We start from the raw sequence: 23,769 nt of genomic DNA on the forward strand, positions 1-23,769 counted from the left end.
TTTTAGCATTAAGTAGATGATGTTAGGAGAACAATGGTCAACTACCCTCATAATCTTATTCGACAAAAAGCACCTTCCGTGCCAAAGCAATCAAAACAAAATAAGGTAGATTTTGCCAATCGAGGCATGTCTTTTGAAGCGGCTATCAACGCGACGAATGATTATTATTTATCGCGGCAAATTGCTGTTATTCATAAAAAACCTACCCCCATCCAAATTGTCAAAGTGGATTACCCTAAACGCAGTCGTGCGAAAATCATTGAAGCGTACTTTAGACAAGCTTCAACGACAGATTATTCTGGGGTTTACAAGGGGCATTATATTGATTTTGAGGCCAAGGAAACCAGACAAAAAACAGCCATGCCTATGAAAAATTTTCATCTCCATCAGATTGAGCACATGGCAGCTGTTGTGGAACAAAATGGAATTTGCTTTGTCTTACTTCACTTTTCAACACTGAAAGAAACCTACTATCTGCCTGCTCGGGCTCTTATTGCTTTTTATCAGATTGATAAGGGGAACAAATCAATGCCCCTCGATTATATCAGAAAACATGGCTTTAAGATAGTTATTGGAGCCTTTCCACAAGTCCCTTATCTAGACATAATAGAACAAAATTTTTTAGGCGGTGATTACAATTAAAAATCCAAAAATCCTTAAATGGCTAAAATATGTACTCGGTGCTATCCTTAGCCTTACCATTCTTGTTATTGTTATTGGTGGTCTTTTATTTGCCTTCTATATTAGTAGCGCTCCCAAACTATCAGAAGCTGAGTTGAAATCAACCAACTCTAGTTTGGTCTATGATGGCAATAACAATCTGATCGCTGATTTAGGCTCTGAAAAACGCGAAAATGTGACGGCTGATAGTATTCCAATCAACTTGGTCAATGCTATCACTTCAATTGAGGACAAACGTTTCTTCAATCACCGCGGAGTTGACCTTTATCGTATTTTTGGTGCTGCTTTCCATAATTTAACCAGTAAAACTACACAAGGTGGATCAACTCTGGACCAGCAATTGATTAAATTAGCTTATTTCTCAACCAATGAGTCAGATCAAACCTTAAAACGTAAGGCCCAAGAAGTTTGGCTTGCCCTTCAAATGGAGCGTAAATACACCAAACAGGAAATCTTGACGTTCTATATTAATAAGGTTTATATGGGAAATGGGAACTATGGTATGTTAACTGCTGCGAAGTCCTACTATGGTAAAGATCTCAAGGATTTATCGTATGCTCAGTTGGCCTTATTGGCTGGTATTCCACAAGCTCCAAGTCAATATGACCCTTATACACAGCCTGAAGCAGCTCAAAACCGTCGTAATGTCGTGCTACAACAGATGTACATGGAAAAAAACATTACGAAAGCTGAGTACGAAGCCGCTCTTGCCACTCCTGTAGCTGACGGTCTTCAACCCCTTCAACAACGCTCGACCTATCCAAAATACATGGATAATTACTTGAAACAAGTCATCGGCGAGGTTAAGAAGGAAACCAATAAAGATATTTTTACCTCTGGACTAAAAGTTTATACTAATATTATTCCAGAAGCGCAACAAACCCTCTACAATATCTATAATTCCGAAGACTACGTTTATTATCCAGATAAGGATTTCCAAGTAGCTTCAACGATTGTCGATGTGACCAATGGCCATGTGATTGCCCAATTAGGTGGTCGTAACCAAGACGAAAATGTTTCTTTTGGAACCAATCAGGCTGTCTTAACAGACCGCGACTGGGGCTCTACCATGAAACCCATCACCGATTACGCTCCCGCTATTGAATCCGGTGCCTATAATTCAACGGCCCAATCTACGAACGACTCTGTTTACTACTGGCCTGGCACAACAACTCAGTTATACAACTGGGATCGCAAATACAACGGCTGGATGACTATCCAATCTGCCTTAATGCTCTCACGTAACGTCCCAGCGGTTAAAGCCCTTGATGCAGCTGGCCTTGACTATGCTCGTTCTTTCCTAAGCGGACTTGGTATTAACTATCCTGAAATGCATTATTCAAATGCAATTTCAAGTAATAATAGCAGTTCAGAAGCTAAATATGGAGCAAGCAGTGAAAAGATGGCTGCTGCTTACGCTGCCTTTGCCAATGGTGGTATTTATTATAAACCACAATATGTCAATAAGATTGAATTTAGCGACGGAACAAGTAAAGTCTTTGAAGAAAAAGGCAAACGTGCAATGAAAGAAACAACTGCCTATATGATGACAGACATGCTGAAAACCGTTCTTACTTACGGTACCGGTACTGCTGCTGCCATCCCTGGAGTTGCTCAAGCTGGTAAAACAGGTACCTCTAACTATACCGATGAGGAACTTGCTAAAATTGGTGAAAAATACGGTCTTTATCCAGACTATGTCGGTACCATGGCACCAGATGAAAACTTCGTTGGCTACACTAACCAATACGCTATGGCCGTCTGGACTGGTTACAAGAACCGTCTTACCCCAGTTTACGGGTATGGGTTAGAAATTGCTGCAGATGTTTACCGCAACATGATGACATACTTGACAAATGGTTATAGTGAAGACTGGACCATGCCAAGTGGACTCTATCGTAGTGGAGGATTTCTCTACTTAAGTGGTACTTACACAAGCAACAATGACTACACTAATTCAGTGTACAATAACCTCTATGGTAACAACACGTCAACATCTTCAAGCCAGTCCTCTTCAGATGATTCAACTGATGCAACTGATGCCAACACTTCAACAAATACAGAAAATGGAGCTGAGCATTCCGCTAATGAAGATAAAAAAACAAACCATTAACCTCAAAAACCTTTCGGCTGGTAGACCGAAAGGTTTTTTTACTGTATTAGGCTAAAGCTCCCATTGGGTCCCATGGTGCTAGAACTTTTGCTTCTGCTTCATAGGCCGCTAATTCCTCTGCACTTAGGAACTCTTTGCGAACAACGATTTGATAGGTATAGTTGTCCATCCAAGCATCGGAAGCGACAAAGTAACCTTTGTCTCCAACTTTATCTCCCCACGAATTTTCAACTTTCCATTTTAATGGTTTTCCAGTCTCATCTAAATCTACACCTGTTAAAACCATCGCATGTGTCATCAAACTTTCACTGTAATCTAAACGCCCTGCCTTATCTTGGCTTAAGGTGATGTCCATGCTAGCTTCAAAATCATAGGTATTTGTTGCTAAAATCCCCTTTTGACGATCTGAAACTTGACCCACATCAGAGCCAAACCAAACAGACTCTCCTGCTTGTAGCTGTTTGATAGCAAGCTCTTTAAAGCGTTCCATCTCTACATTGAGGTAGCGAACCTCACGGCTTCCTACCACATTGCCTAGCATATCAACGGTATAAGATTTGCCATAAGGCTTATCGGCAGTTGGGGCATTGATGACAGATACATAATCAGATAACTTTAAGCCAACAAATTTATCGTAAAAAGCTTGAGGGGTCAATGCTTTTTCAAGATGATACTCATCATCCTTGTCACGGTAAGCAAAGTCAAATTGACGCGGTGGCAAGCCCAAGGTCATGGCTAAAAAGTTAAAAATCTCTTGAAGAAGCTCTGCTTTTCGATCCTCAACTTGTTGGGTATTAGCACCTGATGCAATCAAATCACGAAGAATTTGAGCATCTTGTCGCAACAGTTTATTCAAATATTGGTTTAGCTCACGACTGTTGCTTGAAGCAATAGACTCTGGGTAAACGGATTTTGGCACAACTCCATATTTTTCAAATAAGGACACCACCATATCCCACTGTCCTCCATCTTGTTGAGGAACATCTAAAAGAAATGTCACCTTTCGACTAGTCAAGTCTTGATCAGCTGTTGCTATGACCTGCTCCATAAACCAGTTAGCTTTTTCATACTTATCCCAAAAGAAGGTATGTGCTTGTGAGAGTTCGAAGTTTTCTAATTTAAACTCTGTGATTAATTTGTGCCTGAAAGTGTTCAAAGCGGCAAACATCCAGCAACGACCTGATGCTTTTTGGTTAGACACCTTGTCTTTGGTTAAATCAATAGAGAAGACAAAGTCATTGTCCACTTCACTTTGACGTGTTTCCAATGATTTCAACAAGCCATTGTGGGTAACAGCATTTTCAATAGCTGAAAATTTGGCACTGGCTTCGTAATTAGCAAATAGTTGTTCTGTAAATGTCTCTGTTAATGCTGACATTCGTGTCCTCCTAAAATCATAAGATTAAACCCAGCTGAAAGAAAATTAGCAATCGGGGGCAACCTAGCTAATTTCAATCTAAAGGATTACTTCTATTATAGACCTTATATGATTTTGTTCAAGAAAAAAGTTAGGCTAACCTAACTTTTTTGTATTTTTTTAAAGATCTTTCTTTTTGGATCATTTCCAAAAGTCATCAAAGATGGTAATTGGCAGGTGGCGCTTGTGTTGCCCTTTATGCCACCATTTTTCAATAGTTGCTTGAGCTGCTTCGGAAATCAGCTTCCCTTCCAAATAGTCGTCGATTTCTTGATAGGTAACTCCGAGGGCAACCTCGTCAGCCAAGCCTGGTTTTTGATCTTCTAAATCAGCTGTTGGAACTTTTTCATACAAAGCAGAATCTGCTCCTAAAACCTGTAAGAGCGCCTTCCCTTGACGTTTGTTAAGCCTAAAGAGTGGGAGAATATCTGCTCCACCATCACCAAATTTAGTAAAGAAACCAGTAATGTTCTCTGCCGCATGATCCGTTCCAATAACAGCACCAGCCATTTGGCCAGCAATGGCATATTGACTGATCATCCGCTGACGTGCTTTGATATTACCTTTGTTAAAATCAGAAATCTCAACGCCTGCTGCTTGTAGAGCCTCTACTTGGCCATCAACAGCTGCCTTAATATTAATAGTCAGTGTTTGGTCTGGCATGATAAAGGCCAAGGCCTTTTGCGCATCTGCTTCATCAGCCTGAACCCCATAAGGCAAGCGAACAGCTATAAATTGGTAAGCTTGATCACCTGTTTCCTCCCGTAACTCTGCAATGGCCATCTGGGCTAGCTTTCCTGCGAGGGTAGAATCCTGACCTCCAGAAATGCCTAAGACATAAGTTTTCAAAAATGAGTGCTTACGCAGATAAGCTTTTAAAAAATCAACAGTTTTCCGAATTTCTTCTTTCGGATCAATGCTAGCCTTGACACCTAATTGTCGAATTATCTCTTCTTGTAATGTCATGTCACTCACTCTTTCCATAAGCATCTTTGCGAATTTTATCAATTAAGGTCATCTTGTTTTGCCACACATCACGAGCTAAGTCTACTGGGTAGTCTTGAGGATTCAAGACACGCTTGTATTCATCCCAAAGCTTGTCAAATTCTTTTTTAGCATAAGCCTTGATTTCAGATAAGGTCGGTAGCTGGTAAACTAATTCTCCCTTGACAAAAATATCAACTAAGAGAGGAATTGCATCAAAATTTCTGACAGTTTTCTTAATATAGGTATAGGTCGGATGGAACATCTCAATCTCAGTTAATTCATTAACATTAATATCAGTAAACGTGATATAGTCGCCTTCTGATTTGCCTTTTTCACGACTGGTGATGCGCCAAACTTGTTTTTTACCTGGTGTGGATACTTTTTCTGCATTATTTGATAATTTGATCGTATCACGCATGCTACCATCTTCTTGCTCAATAGAGACAATCTTATAAACAGCGCCTAAGGCAGGCTGATCATAGGCTGTGATTAATTTGGTCCCAACACCCCAAACATCAATCTTAGCCTTTTGCATTTTTAAGTTAAGGATGGTATTTTCATCGAGGTCATTGGAAGCATAAATCTTAGCCTGAGTAAAACCGGCATCGTCTAACTGCTGACGAACTTTTTTCGAGAGGTAAGCCAAGTCCCCAGAATCCAAACGAACTCCTAGGAAATTGATTTTATCTCCCATCTCTTTGGCTACTCGGATAGCTGTTGGCACACCTACTTTAAGTGTGTCATAGGTGTCAACAAGAAATACACAATCTTTATGGGTCTTAGCATAAGCCATGAAAGCATCATAATCATTACCATAGGCTTGCACTAAAGCATGAGCATGCGTACCTGAAACAGGGATACCAAAGCGTTTACCTGCCCTCACATTACTTGTTGCATCTGCTCCACCAATCATCGCTGCGCGGGTTCCCCAAATCGCAGCATCTAGTTCCTGTGCACGACGGGTGCCAAATTCCAAAAGGGGTTCATCCTCAATCACAGAACGAATACGAGCAGCCTTTGTAGCAATCAAGGTCTGGAAGTTAACAATGTTTAAAAGAGCTGTTTCGACCAACTGACACTGACCTAGAGGGCCTTCTACTTGCACAATCGGCTCATTAGCAAAAACCAAATCTCCTTCTTTAGCTGAACGGATGGTCAATTCTAATCGTAACTCTTTAAGGTAGGTCAAAAAGTTTTCTGGATAACCCAGTTCTTCAAGGTAAGCCAAATCTGTTTCTGAAAATTGAAATTGCTCTAGGTACTCCACCATGCGCTGTAAACCGGCAAAAACAGCATAACCATTGTTGAAAGGTTCCTTGCGGAAATAGACTTCAAACACCGCATGACGATTATGAATGCCCTGCTCAAAATAAACTTGCATCATATTAATCTGATACAAATCAGTATGGAGAGTTAAACTATCATCTTTATACATAAAGGGGACTCCTTTGAATTATTGTTACTATTATAACATATTTTAAAAAGGACTCTTTGGCTAGGATTTAGAAATAACTTGAGTTATCGCTAAAGTAAAAAAGAACCGATCCATCATAACATCCTCAAATAAGAAAGAGTTAATGGATTCAGTTCTATATCGCTAATTATTATTTAAATTTGACATTGCTATAAATCCCAAAAACAATAATCCAAATCGTTGCTCCAATGGCACCGATATAGGTGGATTCTTGTAAGAAAAGAGAGATAAAGACAAAGGCAAAGAAAGCAAGGGTCAAAGGCGTTGTCACCTTATATTTTGGCATCAAATAACCATCTGCCATAAAGTCCTTAGATTGACGGTACTTCCAGTGAGCAATCATGGTTAAGGCGTAGATAGCAATGTATACACCTGACGAAGATGCCGTAATGAGTGAGAACGCATCTGCAACTCCTGGTAGGATATTAATCAAAGCTGAGATACCAACCACAACCGCTGAAGCAATAATGGCACGACTTGGCACCCCTTGTCGAGATAAAGTGTTAATCTTTAAGCGATTGGTCAAGGCATTTGGAGTCTCATTAGCAATTTGATAGAGATGACGACCGGTTGAATAAAGCGTTGAGTTAAGCGCTGACGCTGCCGACGTCAAGACCACAAAGTTAATCAAGGCTGCTGCCCATTTAATACCAATCAATTTGAACACCATCACAAAAGGAGATTCATCAACTGGTAACTGATGCCATGGCACAATTGCCATAATAGAGACCAAGGCTCCCACATAAAAGATCACAATGCGGGTTGGAATTTCTTGAATAGCCTTTGGTAGAACTTTTCTTGGGTTAGCCGTTTCAGAAGTGGTAATCCCCACAAATTCGATAGCTTGATAAGCAAAGAAAACCATTTGGAAGGTCATAAAGAACTTCAGCTTTCCATTCGGAAACATGGAAAAATGATCAAAAACATTGGAAAGGCTAGCATGGCCTGTGTGAGTTTCAAAACCTGTCAATACCATGAAAATAGCTGTTGCAATCAAAGCCAAAATAGCTACAATCTTAATCATGGCAAACCAAAATTCAGTTTCTCCAAAGACGCGCACAGCAATTAAGTTGATCGAGCTAAGTAAAACTAAGAAAACCAATTGAATCAACCAGGCTGGCCAGGTTGGAAACCAAAATTGCACATAGGAACCAACAGCAGTGATTTCTGCCATGCCTATAAAAATTAAGGAAATCCAATAAGATAGACCTGAAAAATAACCCCATCCTGGACCAATATATTTGGTGATAAAATTGATAAAGGTGTGTTGATCTGGATCATAATAGAGCATTTCACCGATGGCACGCATCATCATAAACATGAAGGCACCTGTAATCATATAAACGAAAATGATAGACGGCCCTGTCAAGGCAATAGAGCGGCCTGCTCCTAAAAAGAGACCCGTTCCAATCGTTCCTGCAATCGCAATTAGTTGAACATGACGATTTTCTAAGCCCCTTACCATTCCATTTTCTAGTTCGTTATTGTCTTTCTGATCTTTTGTAGACATCATAAACTCCATTCACTAAAGTACTACTTATTATATCCTTTTTTCAGAAAATTTTCAACATTTATCTAAGGGAGAATTGAGCAAAACTGAGGGCTCTACCAGCGGGGTTTAGCCAACAGACCAATTAAAAAGAGTGGGCAGCTGCTCCACTCCTTCTAGCCTTATGACGGCATATTCTCAATGTAATGATAAACTCCTTGACCAGCAATTGCACCATCTCCAACAGCTGTTGTGATCTGACGAAGGTCTTTTTGACGAACATCTCCAATCGCAAAAATACCAGGAATACTTGTCCTCATATGATTATCTGTGACAATCCAACCTTCTGAATCGGTAATCCCTAGTTCACTTACCATACCTGTCACAGGAATCATACCAACATAGATAAAGACACCTCCAAAAGCATGGTCAGTGACTTGGCCTGTTTTCACATTTTCGATTAGGACATTGGAAACTTTAATATCATTGCCTTGAATTTCTTTGACAACAGAATCCCAGATAAAGTCAACCTTCTCATTAGCGAAGGCACGGTCCTGCAAGATTTTCTGAGCTCTTAGTTGGTCACGGCGGTGAACGACGGTTACCTTTTTAGCAAATTGGGTAAGGTAGATAGCTTCTTCTACAGCTGAGTCTCCTCCCCCTACTACAAGTAAATCTTGATTTCTAAAGAAAGCGCCATCACAAACCGCACAGTACGAAACACCTCGACTGGTATAATCTTCTTCTCCTGGAACACCTAAGACACGGTATTTGGCCCCTGTTGCAATAATGATGGTTTTGGCTTCATAGCTGTCATCTTCAGTTGATACGCGCTTGTAAGAGCCAAAATCCTCTACTTTTTGAACAATACCATAAATATTTTCAACCTTAAATTTTTCCAAAGGTTCATACATCTTCATCGATAATTCTGGTCCTGAAATATGATCATACCCTGGATAATTCTCGATTTCAGAAGTATTGTTCATTTGACCACCTGGGGCACCTTGTTCAATAATGCCCACACGTAAATTACTTCTTGCTGCATATAAAGCAGCAGTCATGCCTGCTGGTCCTGAACCTATAATTAATGTATCATACATGCTCTAACTCCTTTGAATAATTCTGTCAACATTGTAGCAATCTCAATTCTTTATTGCAATGATTATGATTTCAAGACAACCAAAATACTCATAAAAGCAAACGATAAAATTGGGATGGTTAAAATAGCAATCATTAACGTCTCATATAAAAATGCCTGTCTTTCAGCCAAACTCTTATCCTTCTTGGTTTTTGCTCGCCATAGCGTCCATAGTAAACACACAGATACCATGGTTAAGCTTGATAAGATGAGTCCTTTAAGATAAAGGCTAAAAATTTCTACTAACATATTTCCACCTAGTCATTCTTACTTTTCCACAAACTTTTCCATAACATCAGATAAGAAAAGCCCAGGAATACCTAGACCTTTTTATTATAACAAAAGAATAGCATTAAATGTATGTTTTTGAATAGCTTGCGAAAAATTCTTTGGTTCGTTCTTTTTGAGGATGTCTAAAGACTTCTTCAGGCGTTCCTTGTTCCAAAATTTTACCTTGATCTAAAAAGAGAACTCTATCAGCCACTTGGTAAACAAAATTCATGTCGTGACTAACCAAAACCATGGTCTGTCCAGATTTAGCAGCATCTGCAATCGATTTTTCGACTTCACCCACTAGCTCAGGATCTAGAGCTGAAGTCGGTTCATCTAAGAGCAAGACATCCGGTTTCATAGCGAGGGCTCTAGCTAATGCCACCCTCTGTTTTTGCCCACCGGATAAGTGACGAGGGTAATGATTTTCGCGATCTGCTAAACCAACCTTAGCCAATTCTGCTCGTGCCAGTTTAGTCGCTTCTTGGTCAGACAGTTTTTTGACCACCTTAAGACCTTCTTTGACATTCTCCAGTGCTGTACGACGTTCAAACAGGTTAAATTGTTGAAAAACCATGGCAAGTTTTCGGCGTAACATTAAAACTTGCTCTGTGGTGATGGTCTCAAAATCAACCGTAAAGTCATCAATGCTAATAGATCCCGAATCTGGTTTTTCAAGATAGTTCATGCTACGAAGGAAGGTCGATTTCCCTGCTCCTGAAGCACCTACTAAAGCAATTACTTGACCTTTTTCAATATCAAGATCCAGACTATCCAAGACTTTCTGACCGGAGAAAACCTTGCTCAAATTTCTAATCTTAATCATCAACGCAATTCTCCTAACCTTTCATTCCTAGCTTGTTCTGGTGCTTTTATGGCCATCCTATTTTCAATCAAGCGACCTACTTGCTCAATTAAAATACTGATAGACCAATAGACAAGCGCAACAGAGATATAACGTTCAAAATAACGGTAATCTGAACCACCCAAAATTTGTGCTTGGGCAAACATTTCGACAATACCTGCATTAAAGGCAAGCGATGTCCCTTTTGTTAAGCCTATCAAGCCATTAATCAAGGTTGGAATAGCCACAACAGCTGCATTGGGAATGATGACACGACGATAAACCTGAACAGAGGTCATGCCTAAACTTTTAGCAGCTTCAATCTCTCCTGTGTCAACAGATAAGATAGCTGCACGAATAGTCTCACTCGCATAGGCTGCTTCATTAAAAGCAAAGGCTGTAATGGCAAAGACGGAAGCTGGAATGGCATTAATATTCCAATCAAAGCCATACTTTTGGTTGAGAAACTTGAGAAAAAGAGGAATACCATAATAAGTCAACATTAGTTGAACGAGAATAGGCGTGCCTCGCAAGAAACTCACAAAAACGGCTTGAATAGGATATAAGATTTTGACTTTATTAATTTTAACAATAGCAAAAATCAAAGCCAAAATTAAGCCGAAAACAGCACCTGCCAGTGTCAAACCAAGGGTAATTGGAAGGCGTTGGATAATATTTGGAATGGCATCAAAAACAGCATGCCAACTAAAAAGTTTCCCATGTGGAATAGGTGAAATGAGTTGATCATACCAAGCCCAACCACTGGTTAAAAACACTGATGTCATGGATTTCCCCTTTATACTTCTTGTCTTAATATTCTAACACTCTTACACCCACATGTAAAATAGTAAATCTATATTATAGCAATAACCAAAACTTATCACGACAGCTTTTTTTGTCAGTCTCTAAAGCCAGATGTGTCAAATCGTTCACTTCCTAGGAAGCTCCGAAACAAAGTCTCCTCCAAAAAAGTTCTGACTGTAAGTTTTTAATTGACCTGACTCTTGTAACTTGGTTAATCCTTTATTAACAAATCTTTGCAGTTCTTTCCCTTTTTTATCCTTAGCAAACACATAATATTCTAGACCATCTTGATGACTGACCACTTTTTCGGTGAGGTGATTCACTTTCAAAGAAAATCCCTGCTCTTTAATAGCCGTCTTTAAAGAAATAGCATCGTAAAAAAGAAAATCTAGCTGACCTTGTTCAACTTGCTGCAAGCGCTGGGGAAGAGGAACTTCTCCTGAAGCGTAACCAAGCTTAATAGGTTTCTGGTTGGGATGAGTTTGATTCCATCTTTCTAAAACCTGCATGTAGTTGGTCCCTGCCATGCCTTGTGTTTTTTCTCCTGAAAGATCCTCAAAACGACGGTAAGCTCGTGATGGTTTGCTTGCTATAGCATAATGAGATTGTGAAATAGGCTTTGAAAAGAGGTATTTTGCTGCTCTTTCCTTACTATAACCAAAATCGTTAGCACCAATATGGTACCGTCCAGAATCAATCCCAGATAAAATTGAAGGAAAAGAAATTGTCTTAATGGTGAGACGATAGGTTTTGGAACCTTTAAAGATTTGTTTCAACACTTCAATGTCATAGCCAGTATGTCGCTCTCCTTCTTTATAGGTAAATGGTTTAGTAGCTGCATCTGTGGCCACGATAACCTCTTCTTTTTGAGAAGCACTGACCTGAGAGATTGTAGCTAATTGAATCAATCCAAGACCTATTAATACGATTCTCGTCACTTTATTGATATACCGATTCATGATGTACCTCTAGTCTGTAATCTTCTCACAAGTCTAACAAAAATAAAAGACTTTGCCTAATACCATTTAACTATCAAACCGATCAAAATATTAATCACATCCTCATTTAGGAGAGGTTTAAGCCTTTAGCATAAGACATATGAATACAAAAAAACAGAGCCTCCATCATATTGCTGGAGGCACCTGTCTTTTACTCTTAAAAACTTTGTTTTTTAGCCTTACGCTCGGCACGGCCTTTGGCACGGTTTTCAGCGCGACGTTCTTTGCGACGTTTTTCATCAACCGCCCACTGAATTTTTTTCTTATAACCTGGTTTGACTTTTTTCTTTTTCTTCTTCACCAAACCAATCATTTCCGTGTCTAATTTTTGATAAGATTTCTCACGGTTTTGACGACGATCTCGGTCATAGGTATCTTGAAATTCTCCATTTTTGAGCATCTTCGGTGTAAAGACAATTCCCATTTTTTCCAACTCTTTGATATCGGAGTCATCACTTGGTTGATAAAGGGTAATAGCAGTTCCTGCCATACCATTTCGACCTGTCCGGCCTACACGATGGACAAAGAAAGATAAATCTTGTGGAATAGCATCATTGATGACATGGCTGACCCCTTCAATGTCAATTCCGCGCGCTGCCAAGTCAGTAGCAACAATGTATTCAAAGTCCAACTTTTTAACTTGGTTCATGATACGCTTACGTTCTCTTGGAGGAATGCCACCATGAATCTTGGCTACCTTCAAACCATTGGCCACTAAAAAGGCATGCAAGTCATCTGCGCGCTCTTTAGTATTGACAAAAAGCATTGCCATATAGGGCTGCATCGTTTTAAGAATCTCTAAAATTTGCCCATTTTTATCCATGCCTTTTGTCGACACAAGCCAGTTATCAATCGTATCAGCAATAACTGTCTCTGTTTTGATTTGTTCAATAACAGGATTGGTTAAGTATTTTTTCAAAAAGGGCTGTAATTTCTGTGGAATGGTTGCTGAGAACACCAAAATCTGAACAGACTTTGGAAGAGAGGCTGCAATCTTATCAACCGTATCCAAAAAGCCCATGTCCATGGTCATGTCAGCCTCATCCACAACGAAAGTCGTGGCCTTATGAATCGCTAAGTCACCAGATTTAACCAAATCATAAATACGACCCGGAGTTCCAATGACAATGTGTGGCTGGCCGCTTTTTAACTTTTCAATTTGGCGTAATTTATCCGTACCTCCCACATAGTTAGCCAAACGGATATCTTTGGGAGAATGCTTAGCAATTTGTTTACAGGCATCAAAAATTTGAGTAGCTAATTCACGGCTAGGAGCTGTAACAACAACTTGCACTTCTGCTTTAGCTTCATCAAGTTTTTCAAAAATGGGCAATAAAAAGGTGTGGGTTTTCCCTGAACCTGTTTTTGATTCCCCAACTAAGTCACGGCCGGAGTTGACAATAGGAATCAAGCGTTGCTGGACTTCTGTTGGATTGACAAAGCCAATTTCCTCCAGTGCTTGCTGGATGTATTGCTTAAAATGATAATCTTTAAATGACATGTTTTACCTCGTTTTCTTCCATATTATATCATTAATGTTAGAGACAAGCAAAAAGAGTGGGACAACACTCACAAAATCAGCCTTTGTGGGTCATCTCCACTCTCTCATCGATTACATTAATCAGAATGCTTTTGACTTTTCTTGGTAGTCCCCTTAGAACACGTATAAGATAGCCAAGACCAGTAAACTTGCTAGGCTTCCTACTCCCCATAGAAAAGCATCTACCTGCCACTCTGACCATGTCTTGTCTTTTCCAGATAGACCACCTAATTCTAAATGGTGGTGGAAAGGCGTCATCCTAAAGATACGACGACCTTCTCCGTATTTTTTCTTAGTATATTTAAAGTAGGATACTTGTAACATCACAGAACTTGTTTCAAGAACGTAGACAATTCCGATAATGAGTAAGGTCCATTCTTGACGCAGGGCAATGGAAATAGCTGCCAACATAGCTCCCAAGGCCAAACTCCCCACATCCCCCATAAATACTTTGGCAGGCTTGTGGTTAAAGAGGAAGAAGCCAAGTAAAGCACCAATCATGGTTCCAATCAATAACAAGACATCAAATTGCCCCTGAACGTAGGCAATAACGCCGTAAGTCAATAAACTAATCACCACTGAGATGGAAGCTAAACCATCGATACCGTCTGTCAAATTAACAGCATTTGAGAAACCAACCACCCAGAATAGAACAAAGAATAGGTAGAAAATTCCCAGCGGCAGCTGATAACCAAACACATTGATCGAAGAAATGCCACTTGGACTAACATGTAAAAAATAGAAAATCAATCCTCCAACCAACTGCAAGGCTAACTTTTGTTTGGCAGTTAACCCTTCATTGATTTGTTTAAAGATTTTTAAAAAGTCATCCAAAAAACCAATGATGCCGTAAATGAGAACTACAGACAGAATCCCTGAGATTAATCCTAGACTTTGACCATCGTGGAAAGAGAAGAAACCAATCAGAAAGGAGATGCTGGTGGCCACTAGAAGAAAAACAGTTCCTCCCATTGTAGGTGTTCCAGCCTTAGCTAAGTGCTGCTTGACGTCTTCATGCATCTGTTGCCCACCAATTTTTTTTAGTTGGTAGAACTTGATAAAATGAGGCATTGCAAAAGCAGTTAACATAAGGGCTATGATTCCTGCGATAAGGGTTAAAAACATGTTAGTCTCCTAAAGTTATGGTAATTTTTTTGATTTTTTTCAAAGATTTGCCAACATCTAGACTCTGTTTAGTAACGCGTCCAGAATCCGATCCTTTAAAGGTTACATCAATTCCCGTCCATTTGGCAAATGTTTTGACATTGGACTTGGTCCATCCATACATATCTGGCAACTCAGTAAAATGGTCAGATAGGATAAGAATCTGCTGGTTTTCCGACAAGCCTTTGCCTGCTTTTTGTGAGATTTTCTTAATCTTACTACCAGTGCCAAGAACAACAGGTTGAACGAGATTGCGGCGTAATTCGCTAGAAGTTTCACCAGGATTTTTACCAATAAAATCTGGCAATTGATAGGTTGTCTTATGTGCATCATCTGCTGCAACAGGTCTTGTCAACGTATCTTGCATTAAGTAAGCTTCTTCTAAAACAGGATTAACCACATCCTGCCAAAAAAGTGGGCCAAAATGTTCTGGCTGTGTCATGGTAACATACATCACAAAATCTGGTTTGTCAGCTGGAACCATGGCAACAACCGAGTAAACATAGTTAGTCAATCCACCATCTTGGTAACCACTTCCATCCTCGGCACCAATCTGAGCAGTCCCTGATTTAACGGCAACTGGAAGATCACCAACCTTGATAATGGGACCATAAGTTTTAGAATAAAGGGTTCCAAACTCAGGGTCTGTTCCTACCCCAATCATGTAATGTCTGGTATCACTAGCAGCTTTCTTAGAAACAGGTTTTCCAACAACTTCTTTTTGGGCAGTCCTAAAACTGGCAGTGTTTGGATCATAAATTTGGCTAACAAATTGAGGTTCCAACATCTCACCATCATTAGAAATAGCCGTAAAAGCTCTTAGCATCTGAGCTTGGGTTACTGAAATCCCTTGTCCAAAAGCACTCATGGCTTGCGTAACGATATTGTCAGAAGGAAGCATTCCAGCATACTCATCTTGTAGACCAAAGCGAGTCGGGAAACCAAACCGGAATTTGGTCAAGTAGTTCATCCACTTAGCATTTCCCATCTTCTGTTCCAATTTGGTCATCCCCACGTTACTAGAAAAAGCAAAGCCTTGGGCATAGTTCATGTATTGCCCTGTAGAGATACCTTCGTTGATTGCCCAGTCTTGAATCGTTGCATCAGCAATGGTCAGCCCATTAGCGTTACTAAACGTTTCATTTGGGTTAAAGACTTTGTCGTCAATAGCTGCCGCTAAGGTCATAACCTTCATGGTTGACCCCGGTTCAAAGTTTCCTTGATGCAGCGCACTATACCACTTGTAGTCTTTATTTTCCAACCCTTTAAGAGTATCTGCGTTGTAGGTTGGTCGTTGTGTCGTGGCTAAAATTTCACCGGTTTTAGCATTTACAAGTGTTGCCGTCGCTAGTTTACCATTAGATTTTGCTTGAAAAATATCCATCTGGGTTTCTAAAAACGTCTGGATAGGTTCAGACAAAGTGGTGTAAATATCTTTTCCATCAACAGCCTTTTTGACAGTCTTACCCGTTCCTAACAAGGTATTTCCATTTCGGTCTTTTTGATAGGTAATCACCCCGTCTTGCCCTGATAAAATCTTGTCAAAAGAGGCTTCTAAACCTGATTTTCCAACTAAGCTTTTGACACCAGTCTTTTTATCTTCGGTCAACGACGCTAATCCAATAAATTCGGAAGCAAAGGTTCCATTAGGATACATACGTCCAGGACTAGCAGAAAAAGCGATTCCTTTGATTTTAGCAGCCTCCATCGCTTTTTGAATGGTAGACATGGTGCTATAAGAAATACCTGACCCTGAAGTTCCAAAGGAGACTTGAAAAAGTCCTTTACGTTTCAATTGTTTGATAACGTCCTTTTTTTTCATTCCTAAATGTTCTTTTAAAATAGCAGCTACCTTATCGTATTGAGACGGCTGTACATACAGTTTTTCATCAGAAGCAGAAACAAAAGACTTATCAAGAATAGCGTAAATGCTGTAAGTTGTTGAGTCCACTGCAATAGCTGTCCCATTACGATCGTAGATGGTCCCACGTTTAGCTTGAACTGTGACAGTTTCTTGATAAACCTTTTTCGCACCTTCTGACAAACTAACCCCAAATTTCTGGTCCGTGCCAATAATAATCATGAAGTTAATAATGAAAATAAAGAAGACGAAGATGGTTAAAAGCATCATGTTTTGCCCAACTCGGACACGGTTTTGAACTGGCGTCCGGCGGTCACGCACAACATAATCTAAAAAATATTTTTGCCATTTTCTCATAGATTACTCGACTTTCTTGATATTCTCATTGCGGTTACTCAAACCTGCTTTACCAGCGATATCAACAATGCGATCACGACGTGACAATTCATTAACTTCTTGCTTAGCATTATTAAGTTCAATTTTCTGGTCTGAAATTTGGCTGTTTAAGCTTGTGATATCTTGTTGCAACTGTAATTTACGGCTTTGCAGGTAAATAATGCTCACTGCCATGCTAATTGCCGTAATAATAATCGTAGCATAAAAAGCTTTCTCAATTCGTGAGAAAGTTCTTATTCTTTTTTGGAGGGCATTTGAGACTGCCTGAGTTCTTTTTTCATTTGTCATAAGCTTATTTCCGGATTTTTTTGGCAACACGTAATTTAGCCGAATGTGCTCTATTATTGGCTGCTAGTTCTTCCTGACTAGGTAAAATTGGCTTGCGTGAGACAAGTTCAAATGTCGGTTTCATATCCTCAGGGATAAACGGTAGCCCTTTAGGCACATCCACCGTACTAGCTTCTTTAAACAACTGCTTGGTCAAGCGATCTTCTAAAGAATGGAAGGTAATGACTGAGATACGACCATCGAGGGCTAATAATTCCATAGCATCCTGAATAGACTCATCAGCTGCACCAAGTTCATCGTTAACTTCAATGCGGATGGCTTGAAAAATCTGTTTTGCAGGGTGACCTTTTTTCTTCAATTCTTTGGCTGGTTTTGCTGCCTTGATTAATTCTGCTAACTCTGTTGTTGTCTCAATAGGCTTGATAGCTCTTGTTTGCTCAATTTTCCGAGCAATCTGCTTAGAGAATTTATCTTCACCATATTTGAAAAAAATCTTAACCAAGTCATTGAATGGATAAGTGTTAACCACATCATAGGCAGTTAAGGGAGCTTGACGATCCATGCGCATATCCAAAGGAGCATCTTGCTTGTAAGAAAACCCTCGTTCCCTTTCATCCAATTGTGGGCTGGAAACACCAAGGTCGTATAAGATACCATCAATTTCATCAACTCCAAGCGCTGTTAAACGTGCTTTGAGGTGTCTAAAATTATCTTTAATAAAAGTTACCTGTCCTTTGTCAATATAAGATTTGAGGGTAACTTGTGCATTGTCAATAGCCTTTTGATCTTGATCAAAACAATAGAGATGCCCTTGTTCACTAAGTTTGGACAACAAATAAGCTGAGTGGCCTGAACCACCTAGCGTTGCATCAACATATATCCCATTAGGCTTGATGTCAAGCATATCCACTGTTTCGTGAAGGAGTACGGTCACGTGATGAAATTCTTTTGTCATAACTTTAATTGTACCATACTTCAAAAGGTTTACAAATGAAAAAGTAAGAGAAAAGGGTTTCATTCCCGAGAGAATCTTCCTTTTCTCTTACTTTATCCTTTTTGTTAGTTATCAGCTAAGTCAACTTAGCAAGTGCTAATTTAGCCGCTGCCTCTAGAGTTTCAACTGCTTGTAAAAGATTTTTAGCTTCTTTAATCACACAACAATCTGTCAGCGGGTTGTCTAACCAAATACCAAAGGTTTGGTTCCAACTCGTATTCGGTAAGTCAGCTAGTAATCTCCTATCGACGTCTGCCAGCTATCTTCGGCAGTTTTGAAGAGTAACTTGTATGTTTATTAATAATTGGTTAACCTTGCTCATTTTTCGACGTTTGATCCAGCTGACAAGCATACCATCTCCAAAAAGATCAAAATAGTCCCACTTACGAACCAACTCCAATTTCTGATGAAGGACCTGTATCTGGTCTAACAAGCCATGTAAAGCAGCCCTTGCTTCTTATTTTTTCTCTTTCATCAGACATTAAGGGACCTTCTAGTAACTTATTTTCTGATATGTCCATCCCCATTAATATAAAATTTACTACTAGTCAAGGCTTCCAATCCCATAGGCCCACGGGCGTGCATTTTTTGAGTAGAAATCCCAATTTCAGCACCCAAGCCAAAGACAAAGCCATCGGTAAATCGTGTTGAAGCGTTGACATACACAGCAGCAGCATCCACTAAATCTTGGAAGGTCTCTGCTGCCTTAATATCCCTTGTGATGATAGCTTCGGAATGGTGACTAGTATGCTGATTTATCCAAGAAATAGCTTCTTCCAACGAGGAAACAATCTTAACAGACATGATGTAATCTAAAAATTCGGTCTCAAAATCCTCTGCTTTTGCAGGCATTGCCTGCTCAAATAACGGCAAAGCCTTGTCATCTACCCGCCATTCTACTGGCTGAACCTGATTGATAGCTTTTTCAAGCATAGGAATAAACCTTGCTGCTACAGCTTCGTGAATTACCAATCCCTCAGCTGCATTACAAACACTTGGGCGTTGGGTTTTAGCATTGATAACAATCTTAGTAGCCATATCTAAGTCAGCTTGAGCATCCACATAGATGTGCACATTCCCCACACCTGTTTCGATGACAGGTACTTTTGCTTTTTCCTTAACGGTCTGAATTAATTTAGCACCACCACGTGGAATCAACACATCCACATAGTCCGTTGCCTGCATCAATTCTTCAGCAACAGCATGTGAAGGATCCTCAACTAGCTGGACAGCATCTGGAGTGATACCTGATTCTTCCAGACTTTGTCGGATCAACTTCACCAAAGCCTTATTGGAGTAAAGGGCATCCTTTCCCCCCCTTAGGATGATGGCATTATTGGTTTTGAACGCCAGACTAAAAGCATCCACTGAAACATTCGGGCGACTCTCAAAAATCATCGCAATCACCCCTAGAGGAACTCTCTTTTGGAGGATTTTAAGGCCATCGAGGTTAGTGTAGCCCTTAATGACTTGTCCGATTGGATCAGCTAAGTCAGCAACCTGTTGAACCCCTTGTGCTATCGCTTCAATCCGTTCTGCGGTTAGGCGCAGGCGGTCAGTCATGATATCAGAAATACCATGTTCTTTAGCATTCGCTAAATCTTTTTGGTTAGCGGCTAAGAGAGTCTGTGTATCGTCAACTAATGCCTTTGCTAAGGTGCTTAAAAAGCGATTTTTAATTTGCGTCGACAAAGGTGCTATTAAAAGACTAGCTTGTTTTGCCCTTTGCCCTAACATTGTTATATCAGTCATGCCTTACCTCTTCTATTTGTTTAAACCATGTGCCTAGTGGTTGCCCTTCAAGCACCCTTAAAATATCTCTGGGATTAGCTCCATTCATCAAGACCATCTGTCCTTTGTTTTCAAATACCATCTGGGCAGATTGAATTTTGCTAAGCATCCCACCTGTGCCAAACTTACTGCCCGCACCACCTGCTGAAGCAATGATTTCTTGCGTAATGACCGTAACATGGCTGCGTAGCTGCGCATCCTCATAAATAGTAGGGTTTTTATCAAAAAGGCCATCAATATCAGACAACATGATTAATAAATCAGCTTTTGTAATACCAGCAACGACAGCAGATAGACGGTCATTATCTCCAAATTTTGTCGCATGATCCATTTCATCCACACTAACCGCATCGTTTTCATTAACAATAGGCACAATGCCCAAACTAATCAGACTTTCAAAAGCATTGGTAACATTCGCTAGACTTTCTGGGAAAACCACAACATCTCTCGTCAATAAAATTTGTGACACGTTGGTTTGGTAGTGTGCAAAAATTTGTGAATAAAGACTCATCATGGCGACCTGACCAACACTGGAAACTGCCTGTTGTTTAGCAAGATCGGTCGGACGTTTTTCCATTTTCAAAATATCTAGTCCAAATCCCATCGCTCCCGATGATACTAAAATAACTTCCTTGCCCTTATTCATCAAACTTGAAATCACAAAAGCCAGTTGGTCGATTTTTTCTAAATTGATTTTACCTGTTGGTAGCACTAATGAACTAGTGCCAATTTTAATTACGATACGTGTTACGTCTTCAAATTGTCGTTTCATCATACCCAAATTATAGCATAAAAAACAGCCCCAGAGGACTGTTTTTCCGAATAATGACCTCTCTTTGTTAAAGCTTCTCTAAGCTTTTCCGGAAGGTTTTTTGAATCCATAAGTGAGCAAGTCCTAAAACCATTAGTGTCAAACAACTCAGTAGAATACTAATCAACAGAGGTTGTTGGATAATATTGGCAATGATAACAGCTCCAAAACCTACTGCACCTGTGACTATTAAATTACCAAAGATAAGGCCCATTGTTAGCCACTGCCCATTTCCTCTGGTAAAGAGTTGTGTCATGTCTTGCCATTTTAAATCCAGAAGCCGGTAGTCACGACGATACATCAATTCCCCTTGCACAATCAGGGACAGGGCGTAGCCAAGACAAAAAGCAATCGTTAGCAGGGGATGGAGGTGTAGCACAAAGAGACCAAGTACAAGATAAATAACCATAGGCACGATCAGTTGCAAACCGACGAGCAAGCAAAATTTATCCAGCAAGAATTTTTTTAACGTTATTGGTAAGCTTTTAATAAAGGTAAAGTTATCCTTTTCAAGTGAAATACCTACTCCAATAAAGCTGGTTGGTGTTGCACACATGATACCCAAACTGACCCCAAATAATAAGGCCACCCCAAAGTAATCTGGGGAAATATGCTTAAAGAAACCTGTGCTACGTGACAAACTTGGACCGATAAAAAGCATCACATACATCAGGGGCATGAGATAGGTTTGTGTTAGTAAAGTTGCATTTTGTAACGTTAATAGGTGATGTTTTCGCAACAACTGCGCCAGTGATTGATTCTGATGAGGACGATTAACTGGTTTTTTAGTTTGCTTGGCTTTGTTCTCGTTACTAATATAAAAAGCCTCACGATAATAAGTTGGCATCACTTTTGTGACAATACCATATACCATAGCTAGAACCAGTAGCAATGGCAACCAAAAGTTAAGGAGGGCCGCAGTAGAAAACGGTGCCTGAATAACATCATAGAATCCTTTGAAATACGGAATAGTTGGGTAATCAGTAAATACGCCATCCGTCATCGTACGATTGTTGTTACTAATATTAATCGCAAAAATTAAGACGAAAGCGCCAAAAGTTGAAACAAACATCATGATAGTTGAAATGAGTTTCCGCTTGCGACTCCTTACAATGATTTTGCCCACCCAAGCATTGATATAAATAGCTAATACCATCGAACTCACTAGTAACACTAAAAAGAGCACGATAGCTACTAAAATAGACAAAGGATTTCCCAATAGTTGCCAGTAGGCAATTAAGAGAAGAGAGATCAGAGGCATCAAAAAGACAGCACCCATCCCTAGCGACGAGACAATTTTTGCAATATAGAGTTCTTCTGACGTTACTGGTAAGTGAATATAAAGTTTTAGGTCATTACTTTCATAAAAAATGGTGTAAAGAGAGCTAAAGGCTGTCAAGGTTGACATGATAAAAAACATAGCAACGTCAAATGAAAAAAGTCCTGGGTAATGACTGAAATCGACACCAATAAACATAAAGAGGTAAATCACCAAAAACATGGCAATCATTAAGGCCTGTTGCCTCATCATGCTTTTATAAGCTTTGAAGTTTTCTTTCGGGTGTTTTTCCTGACGCTTTTTGAGGTTAGCTAAACTTTGTGGATTGGAATAAAGAATATTTATCTTGATAAGTTCCCAAATAGTAGACCAATTCATCCCATCACCCCTCTTCTTGCGCCTTACGCCCAGCGAGTTCAAGGTAGATGCTCTCCAAGTCTTTGTCAGGATGGTGTTCTTTCAACTCATCAATCGTTCCAACAAAAATCAATTTCCCTTTTTTTAGAATCCCGATACGATCACATAACTGTTCAGCGACTGATAGCACGTGAGTCGAAAATAAGACCGTATGTCCAGAAGCTGCATGAGCTTTCATCATTTCCTTAAGGTCAAAAGAAGCTTGAGGATCTAACCCTGTTAATGGTTCATCCAAAATCCAGATGTTAGGATTTGATACAAGAGCACCAATCACAATCACTTTTTGGCGCATCCCATGTGAAAAACTATCAATGGTTTGATTAACTTCTTCCTTCAGTTCAAAAAGTGTTGTCAGCTGTACTAACCGTTCTTCTCGATCCTCATCTGACACCCCATAAATTTTAGCTAAAAACTGCCAATACTCATTTGGAGTTAGATTCAAGAAAATATCAGGAGAATCTGGCACATAAGCAATTTGTTTTTTGATAGCTTCTCTATTTTCTGTCAGAAGTTGACCATCCACAAATACTTCGCCATAACTCGCTTCGATAATAGAAGTCAAAATGCTGATGGTCGTGGTTTTACCTGCACCATTATGTCCGATGAGGCCAAAAATTTCACCGTCATTAATGGTGACGTTTAAATCGCTAAGAGCTTCTTTATCGCCATACAACTTTGAAACGTGTTTAAATTCTATCATGGTATCCTTTTTCCTTTTCTTCTCTATATCTCCCTAGACTGATGAGACTTCCTCTAAAATATAGTTTTCCAGTGCTTTTTTTAAGGGGCAAAGTGACTTTGGGAGTAATAAGTCATTATCAAGCAAGTAGTGATCCAAGTCTTGATTCAACTGGTGCGCAATAACCAGAGGATTGCTCTGCTTAATTAATTTATTGGAAGCCGATAAAAATAACTGTGATAAGACGATATTTTCACGATTTTCCGGGTAATCATAAGCCTGTCTAATCACATCGTATAAGCGCCGTCGTTTCTTTTCCATTTATACTCCTTTA

At 39.7% G+C, this 23,769-nt stretch carries 21 protein-coding genes; 2 read left to right on the top strand and 19 right to left on the bottom strand.

What is annotated here, in order from left to right; translation table 11 throughout:
* The first annotated feature begins 33 nt into the window (after nucleotides 1-33).
* The gene (gene recU, locus FQT67_RS08100; protein ID WP_003060942.1) at nucleotides 34-642 is read left to right on the top strand and encodes a Holliday junction resolvase RecU; all 609 of its coding nucleotides are present in this window, start codon (nucleotides 34-36) and stop codon (nucleotides 640-642) included.
* Nucleotides 629-2,794 (top strand): penicillin-binding protein PBP1A, encoded by a 2,166-nt coding sequence (pbp1a, locus tag FQT67_RS08105; RefSeq protein ID WP_046176776.1) that lies wholly within the window; start codon nucleotides 629-631, stop codon nucleotides 2,792-2,794. Before recU ends, pbp1a begins: the two co-directional genes overlap by 14 nt.
* 46 nt (nucleotides 2,795-2,840) lie before the next feature.
* Here pbp1a and pepC read toward each other — a convergent pair whose 3' ends face one another.
* From pepC to FQT67_RS08205, 19 genes are all read right to left on the bottom strand, one after another.
* Nucleotides 2,841-4,172, bottom strand: coding sequence for an aminopeptidase C (gene pepC, locus FQT67_RS08110; protein WP_012767435.1), 1,332 nt, complete (start codon nucleotides 4,170-4,172; stop codon nucleotides 2,841-2,843).
* 180 nt (nucleotides 4,173-4,352) lie between these two features.
* A complete protein-coding gene (gene nadE, locus FQT67_RS08115; protein ID WP_003055492.1) occupies nucleotides 4,353-5,177 on the bottom strand; it encodes an ammonia-dependent NAD(+) synthetase in 825 nt (274 codons plus the stop codon).
* Between the two features lies 1 nt (nucleotide 5,178).
* Nucleotides 5,179-6,633, bottom strand: coding sequence for a nicotinate phosphoribosyltransferase (locus FQT67_RS08120; protein WP_046176777.1), 1,455 nt, complete (start codon nucleotides 6,631-6,633; stop codon nucleotides 5,179-5,181).
* Nucleotides 6,634-6,802: 169 nt separating this feature from the next.
* Complete coding sequence (locus FQT67_RS08125; RefSeq protein WP_046176778.1) at nucleotides 6,803-8,182, bottom strand: amino acid permease; 1,380 nt, start codon at nucleotides 8,180-8,182, stop codon at nucleotides 6,803-6,805.
* 161 nt (nucleotides 8,183-8,343) lie between these two features.
* Nucleotides 8,344-9,261: a thioredoxin-disulfide reductase gene (gene trxB / locus FQT67_RS08130; protein WP_003060633.1), complete on the bottom strand. Its 918-nt coding sequence runs from the start codon at nucleotides 9,259-9,261 to the stop codon at nucleotides 8,344-8,346.
* Between the two features lie 62 nt (nucleotides 9,262-9,323).
* Complete coding sequence (locus FQT67_RS08135) at nucleotides 9,324-9,548, bottom strand: DUF4059 family protein (RefSeq protein WP_003061227.1); 225 nt, start codon at nucleotides 9,546-9,548, stop codon at nucleotides 9,324-9,326.
* Nucleotides 9,549-9,651: 103 nt separating this feature from the next.
* Nucleotides 9,652-10,395, bottom strand: a complete 744-nt coding sequence (locus tag FQT67_RS08140) for an amino acid ABC transporter ATP-binding protein (protein WP_003059173.1) — start codon at nucleotides 10,393-10,395, stop codon at nucleotides 9,652-9,654.
* Nucleotides 10,395-11,198, bottom strand: coding sequence for an amino acid ABC transporter permease (locus FQT67_RS08145; RefSeq protein WP_046176779.1), 804 nt, complete (start codon nucleotides 11,196-11,198; stop codon nucleotides 10,395-10,397). Before FQT67_RS08145 ends, FQT67_RS08140 begins: the two co-directional genes overlap by 1 nt.
* 144 nt (nucleotides 11,199-11,342) lie before the next feature.
* A complete protein-coding gene (locus tag FQT67_RS08150; RefSeq protein WP_015017310.1) occupies nucleotides 11,343-12,176 on the bottom strand; it encodes a transporter substrate-binding domain-containing protein in 834 nt (277 codons plus the stop codon).
* A 196-nt stretch (nucleotides 12,177-12,372) separates the two neighbouring features.
* Nucleotides 12,373-13,716, bottom strand: a complete 1,344-nt coding sequence (locus tag FQT67_RS08155; RefSeq protein WP_046176780.1) for a DEAD/DEAH box helicase — start codon at nucleotides 13,714-13,716, stop codon at nucleotides 12,373-12,375.
* 153 nt (nucleotides 13,717-13,869) lie between these two features.
* A complete protein-coding gene (mraY, locus tag FQT67_RS08160) occupies nucleotides 13,870-14,880 on the bottom strand; it encodes a phospho-N-acetylmuramoyl-pentapeptide-transferase (RefSeq protein ID WP_003060616.1) in 1,011 nt (336 codons plus the stop codon).
* A gap of 1 nt (nucleotide 14,881) precedes the next feature.
* Nucleotides 14,882-17,137, bottom strand: a complete 2,256-nt coding sequence (gene pbp2X, locus FQT67_RS08165; protein WP_015057993.1) for a penicillin-binding protein PBP2X — start codon at nucleotides 17,135-17,137, stop codon at nucleotides 14,882-14,884.
* A 3-nt stretch (nucleotides 17,138-17,140) separates the two neighbouring features.
* Nucleotides 17,141-17,464 carry a cell division protein FtsL gene (ftsL, locus tag FQT67_RS08170; protein ID WP_046176781.1) on the bottom strand — a complete coding sequence of 108 codons (324 nt, stop codon included), beginning with the start codon at nucleotides 17,462-17,464 and terminating at the stop codon, nucleotides 17,141-17,143.
* A gap of 4 nt (nucleotides 17,465-17,468) precedes the next feature.
* Complete coding sequence (rsmH, locus tag FQT67_RS08175; protein ID WP_316246015.1) at nucleotides 17,469-18,419, bottom strand: 16S rRNA (cytosine(1402)-N(4))-methyltransferase RsmH; 951 nt, start codon at nucleotides 18,417-18,419, stop codon at nucleotides 17,469-17,471.
* Nucleotides 18,420-18,959: 540 nt separating this feature from the next.
* Nucleotides 18,960-20,210, bottom strand: coding sequence for a glutamate-5-semialdehyde dehydrogenase (locus FQT67_RS08185; protein WP_014612520.1), 1,251 nt, complete (start codon nucleotides 20,208-20,210; stop codon nucleotides 18,960-18,962).
* Nucleotides 20,203-21,024 carry a glutamate 5-kinase gene (proB, locus tag FQT67_RS08190; RefSeq protein WP_046176782.1) on the bottom strand — a complete coding sequence of 274 codons (822 nt, stop codon included), beginning with the start codon at nucleotides 21,022-21,024 and terminating at the stop codon, nucleotides 20,203-20,205. The genes FQT67_RS08185 and proB overlap by 8 nt, the downstream gene beginning before the upstream one ends.
* Nucleotides 21,025-21,088: 64 nt before the next feature.
* A complete protein-coding gene (locus FQT67_RS08195; RefSeq protein WP_046176783.1) occupies nucleotides 21,089-22,717 on the bottom strand; it encodes an ABC transporter permease in 1,629 nt (542 codons plus the stop codon).
* Between the two features lie 4 nt (nucleotides 22,718-22,721).
* Nucleotides 22,722-23,456, bottom strand: a complete 735-nt coding sequence (locus FQT67_RS08200) for an ABC transporter ATP-binding protein (protein WP_015057994.1) — start codon at nucleotides 23,454-23,456, stop codon at nucleotides 22,722-22,724.
* Between the two features lie 33 nt (nucleotides 23,457-23,489).
* Nucleotides 23,490-23,756: a bacteriocin immunity protein gene (locus FQT67_RS08205; RefSeq protein ID WP_046176784.1), complete on the bottom strand. Its 267-nt coding sequence runs from the start codon at nucleotides 23,754-23,756 to the stop codon at nucleotides 23,490-23,492.
* Nucleotides 23,757-23,769 lie beyond the last annotated feature (13 nt).

This window comes from Streptococcus sp. NCTC 11567, from assembly GCF_902141215.1.
GTDB classification, from domain to species: Bacteria; Bacillota; Bacilli; order Lactobacillales; family Streptococcaceae; genus Streptococcus; species Streptococcus dysgalactiae.

Excerpts from the sequence above, each read along its gene's own strand:
- FQT67_RS08125 (WP_046176778.1), bottom strand. The coding sequence starts at position 8,182 with ATGTCTACAAAAGATCAGAAAGACAATAACGAACTAGAAAATGGAATG.
- proB (WP_046176782.1), bottom strand. The coding sequence starts at position 21,024 with ATGATGAAACGACAATTTGAAGACGTAACACGTATCGTAATTAAAATT.
- pbp2X (WP_015057993.1), bottom strand. The coding sequence starts at position 17,137 with ATGAGAAAATGGCAAAAATATTTTTTAGATTATGTTGTGCGTGACCGC.
- FQT67_RS08185 (WP_014612520.1), bottom strand. The coding sequence starts at position 20,210 with ATGACTGATATAACAATGTTAGGGCAAAGGGCAAAACAAGCTAGTCTT.
- FQT67_RS08200 (WP_015057994.1), bottom strand. The coding sequence starts at position 23,456 with ATGATAGAATTTAAACACGTTTCAAAGTTGTATGGCGATAAAGAAGCT.
- FQT67_RS08155 (WP_046176780.1), bottom strand. The coding sequence starts at position 13,716 with ATGTCATTTAAAGATTATCATTTTAAGCAATACATCCAGCAAGCACTG.
- FQT67_RS08150 (WP_015017310.1), bottom strand. The coding sequence starts at position 12,176 with ATGAATCGGTATATCAATAAAGTGACGAGAATCGTATTAATAGGTCTT.
- FQT67_RS08120 (WP_046176777.1), bottom strand. The coding sequence starts at position 6,633 with ATGTATAAAGATGATAGTTTAACTCTCCATACTGATTTGTATCAGATT.
- rsmH (WP_316246015.1), bottom strand. The coding sequence starts at position 18,419 with ATGACAAAAGAATTTCATCACGTGACCGTACTCCTTCACGAAACAGTG.
- trxB (WP_003060633.1), bottom strand. The coding sequence starts at position 9,261 with ATGTATGATACATTAATTATAGGTTCAGGACCAGCAGGCATGACTGCT.
- ftsL (WP_046176781.1), bottom strand. The coding sequence starts at position 17,464 with ATGACAAATGAAAAAAGAACTCAGGCAGTCTCAAATGCCCTCCAAAAA.
- recU (WP_003060942.1), top strand. The coding sequence starts at position 34 with ATGGTCAACTACCCTCATAATCTTATTCGACAAAAAGCACCTTCCGTG.
- mraY (WP_003060616.1), bottom strand. The coding sequence starts at position 14,880 with ATGTTTTTAACCCTTATCGCAGGAATCATAGCCCTTATGTTAACTGCT.
- nadE (WP_003055492.1), bottom strand. The coding sequence starts at position 5,177 with ATGACATTACAAGAAGAGATAATTCGACAATTAGGTGTCAAGGCTAGC.
- FQT67_RS08195 (WP_046176783.1), bottom strand. The coding sequence starts at position 22,717 with ATGAATTGGTCTACTATTTGGGAACTTATCAAGATAAATATTCTTTAT.
- FQT67_RS08140 (WP_003059173.1), bottom strand. The coding sequence starts at position 10,395 with ATGATTAAGATTAGAAATTTGAGCAAGGTTTTCTCCGGTCAGAAAGTC.
- FQT67_RS08135 (WP_003061227.1), bottom strand. The coding sequence starts at position 9,548 with ATGTTAGTAGAAATTTTTAGCCTTTATCTTAAAGGACTCATCTTATCA.
- FQT67_RS08205 (WP_046176784.1), bottom strand. The coding sequence starts at position 23,756 with ATGGAAAAGAAACGACGGCGCTTATACGATGTGATTAGACAGGCTTAT.
- pepC (WP_012767435.1), bottom strand. The coding sequence starts at position 4,172 with ATGTCAGCATTAACAGAGACATTTACAGAACAACTATTTGCTAATTAC.
- FQT67_RS08145 (WP_046176779.1), bottom strand. The coding sequence starts at position 11,198 with ATGACATCAGTGTTTTTAACCAGTGGTTGGGCTTGGTATGATCAACTC.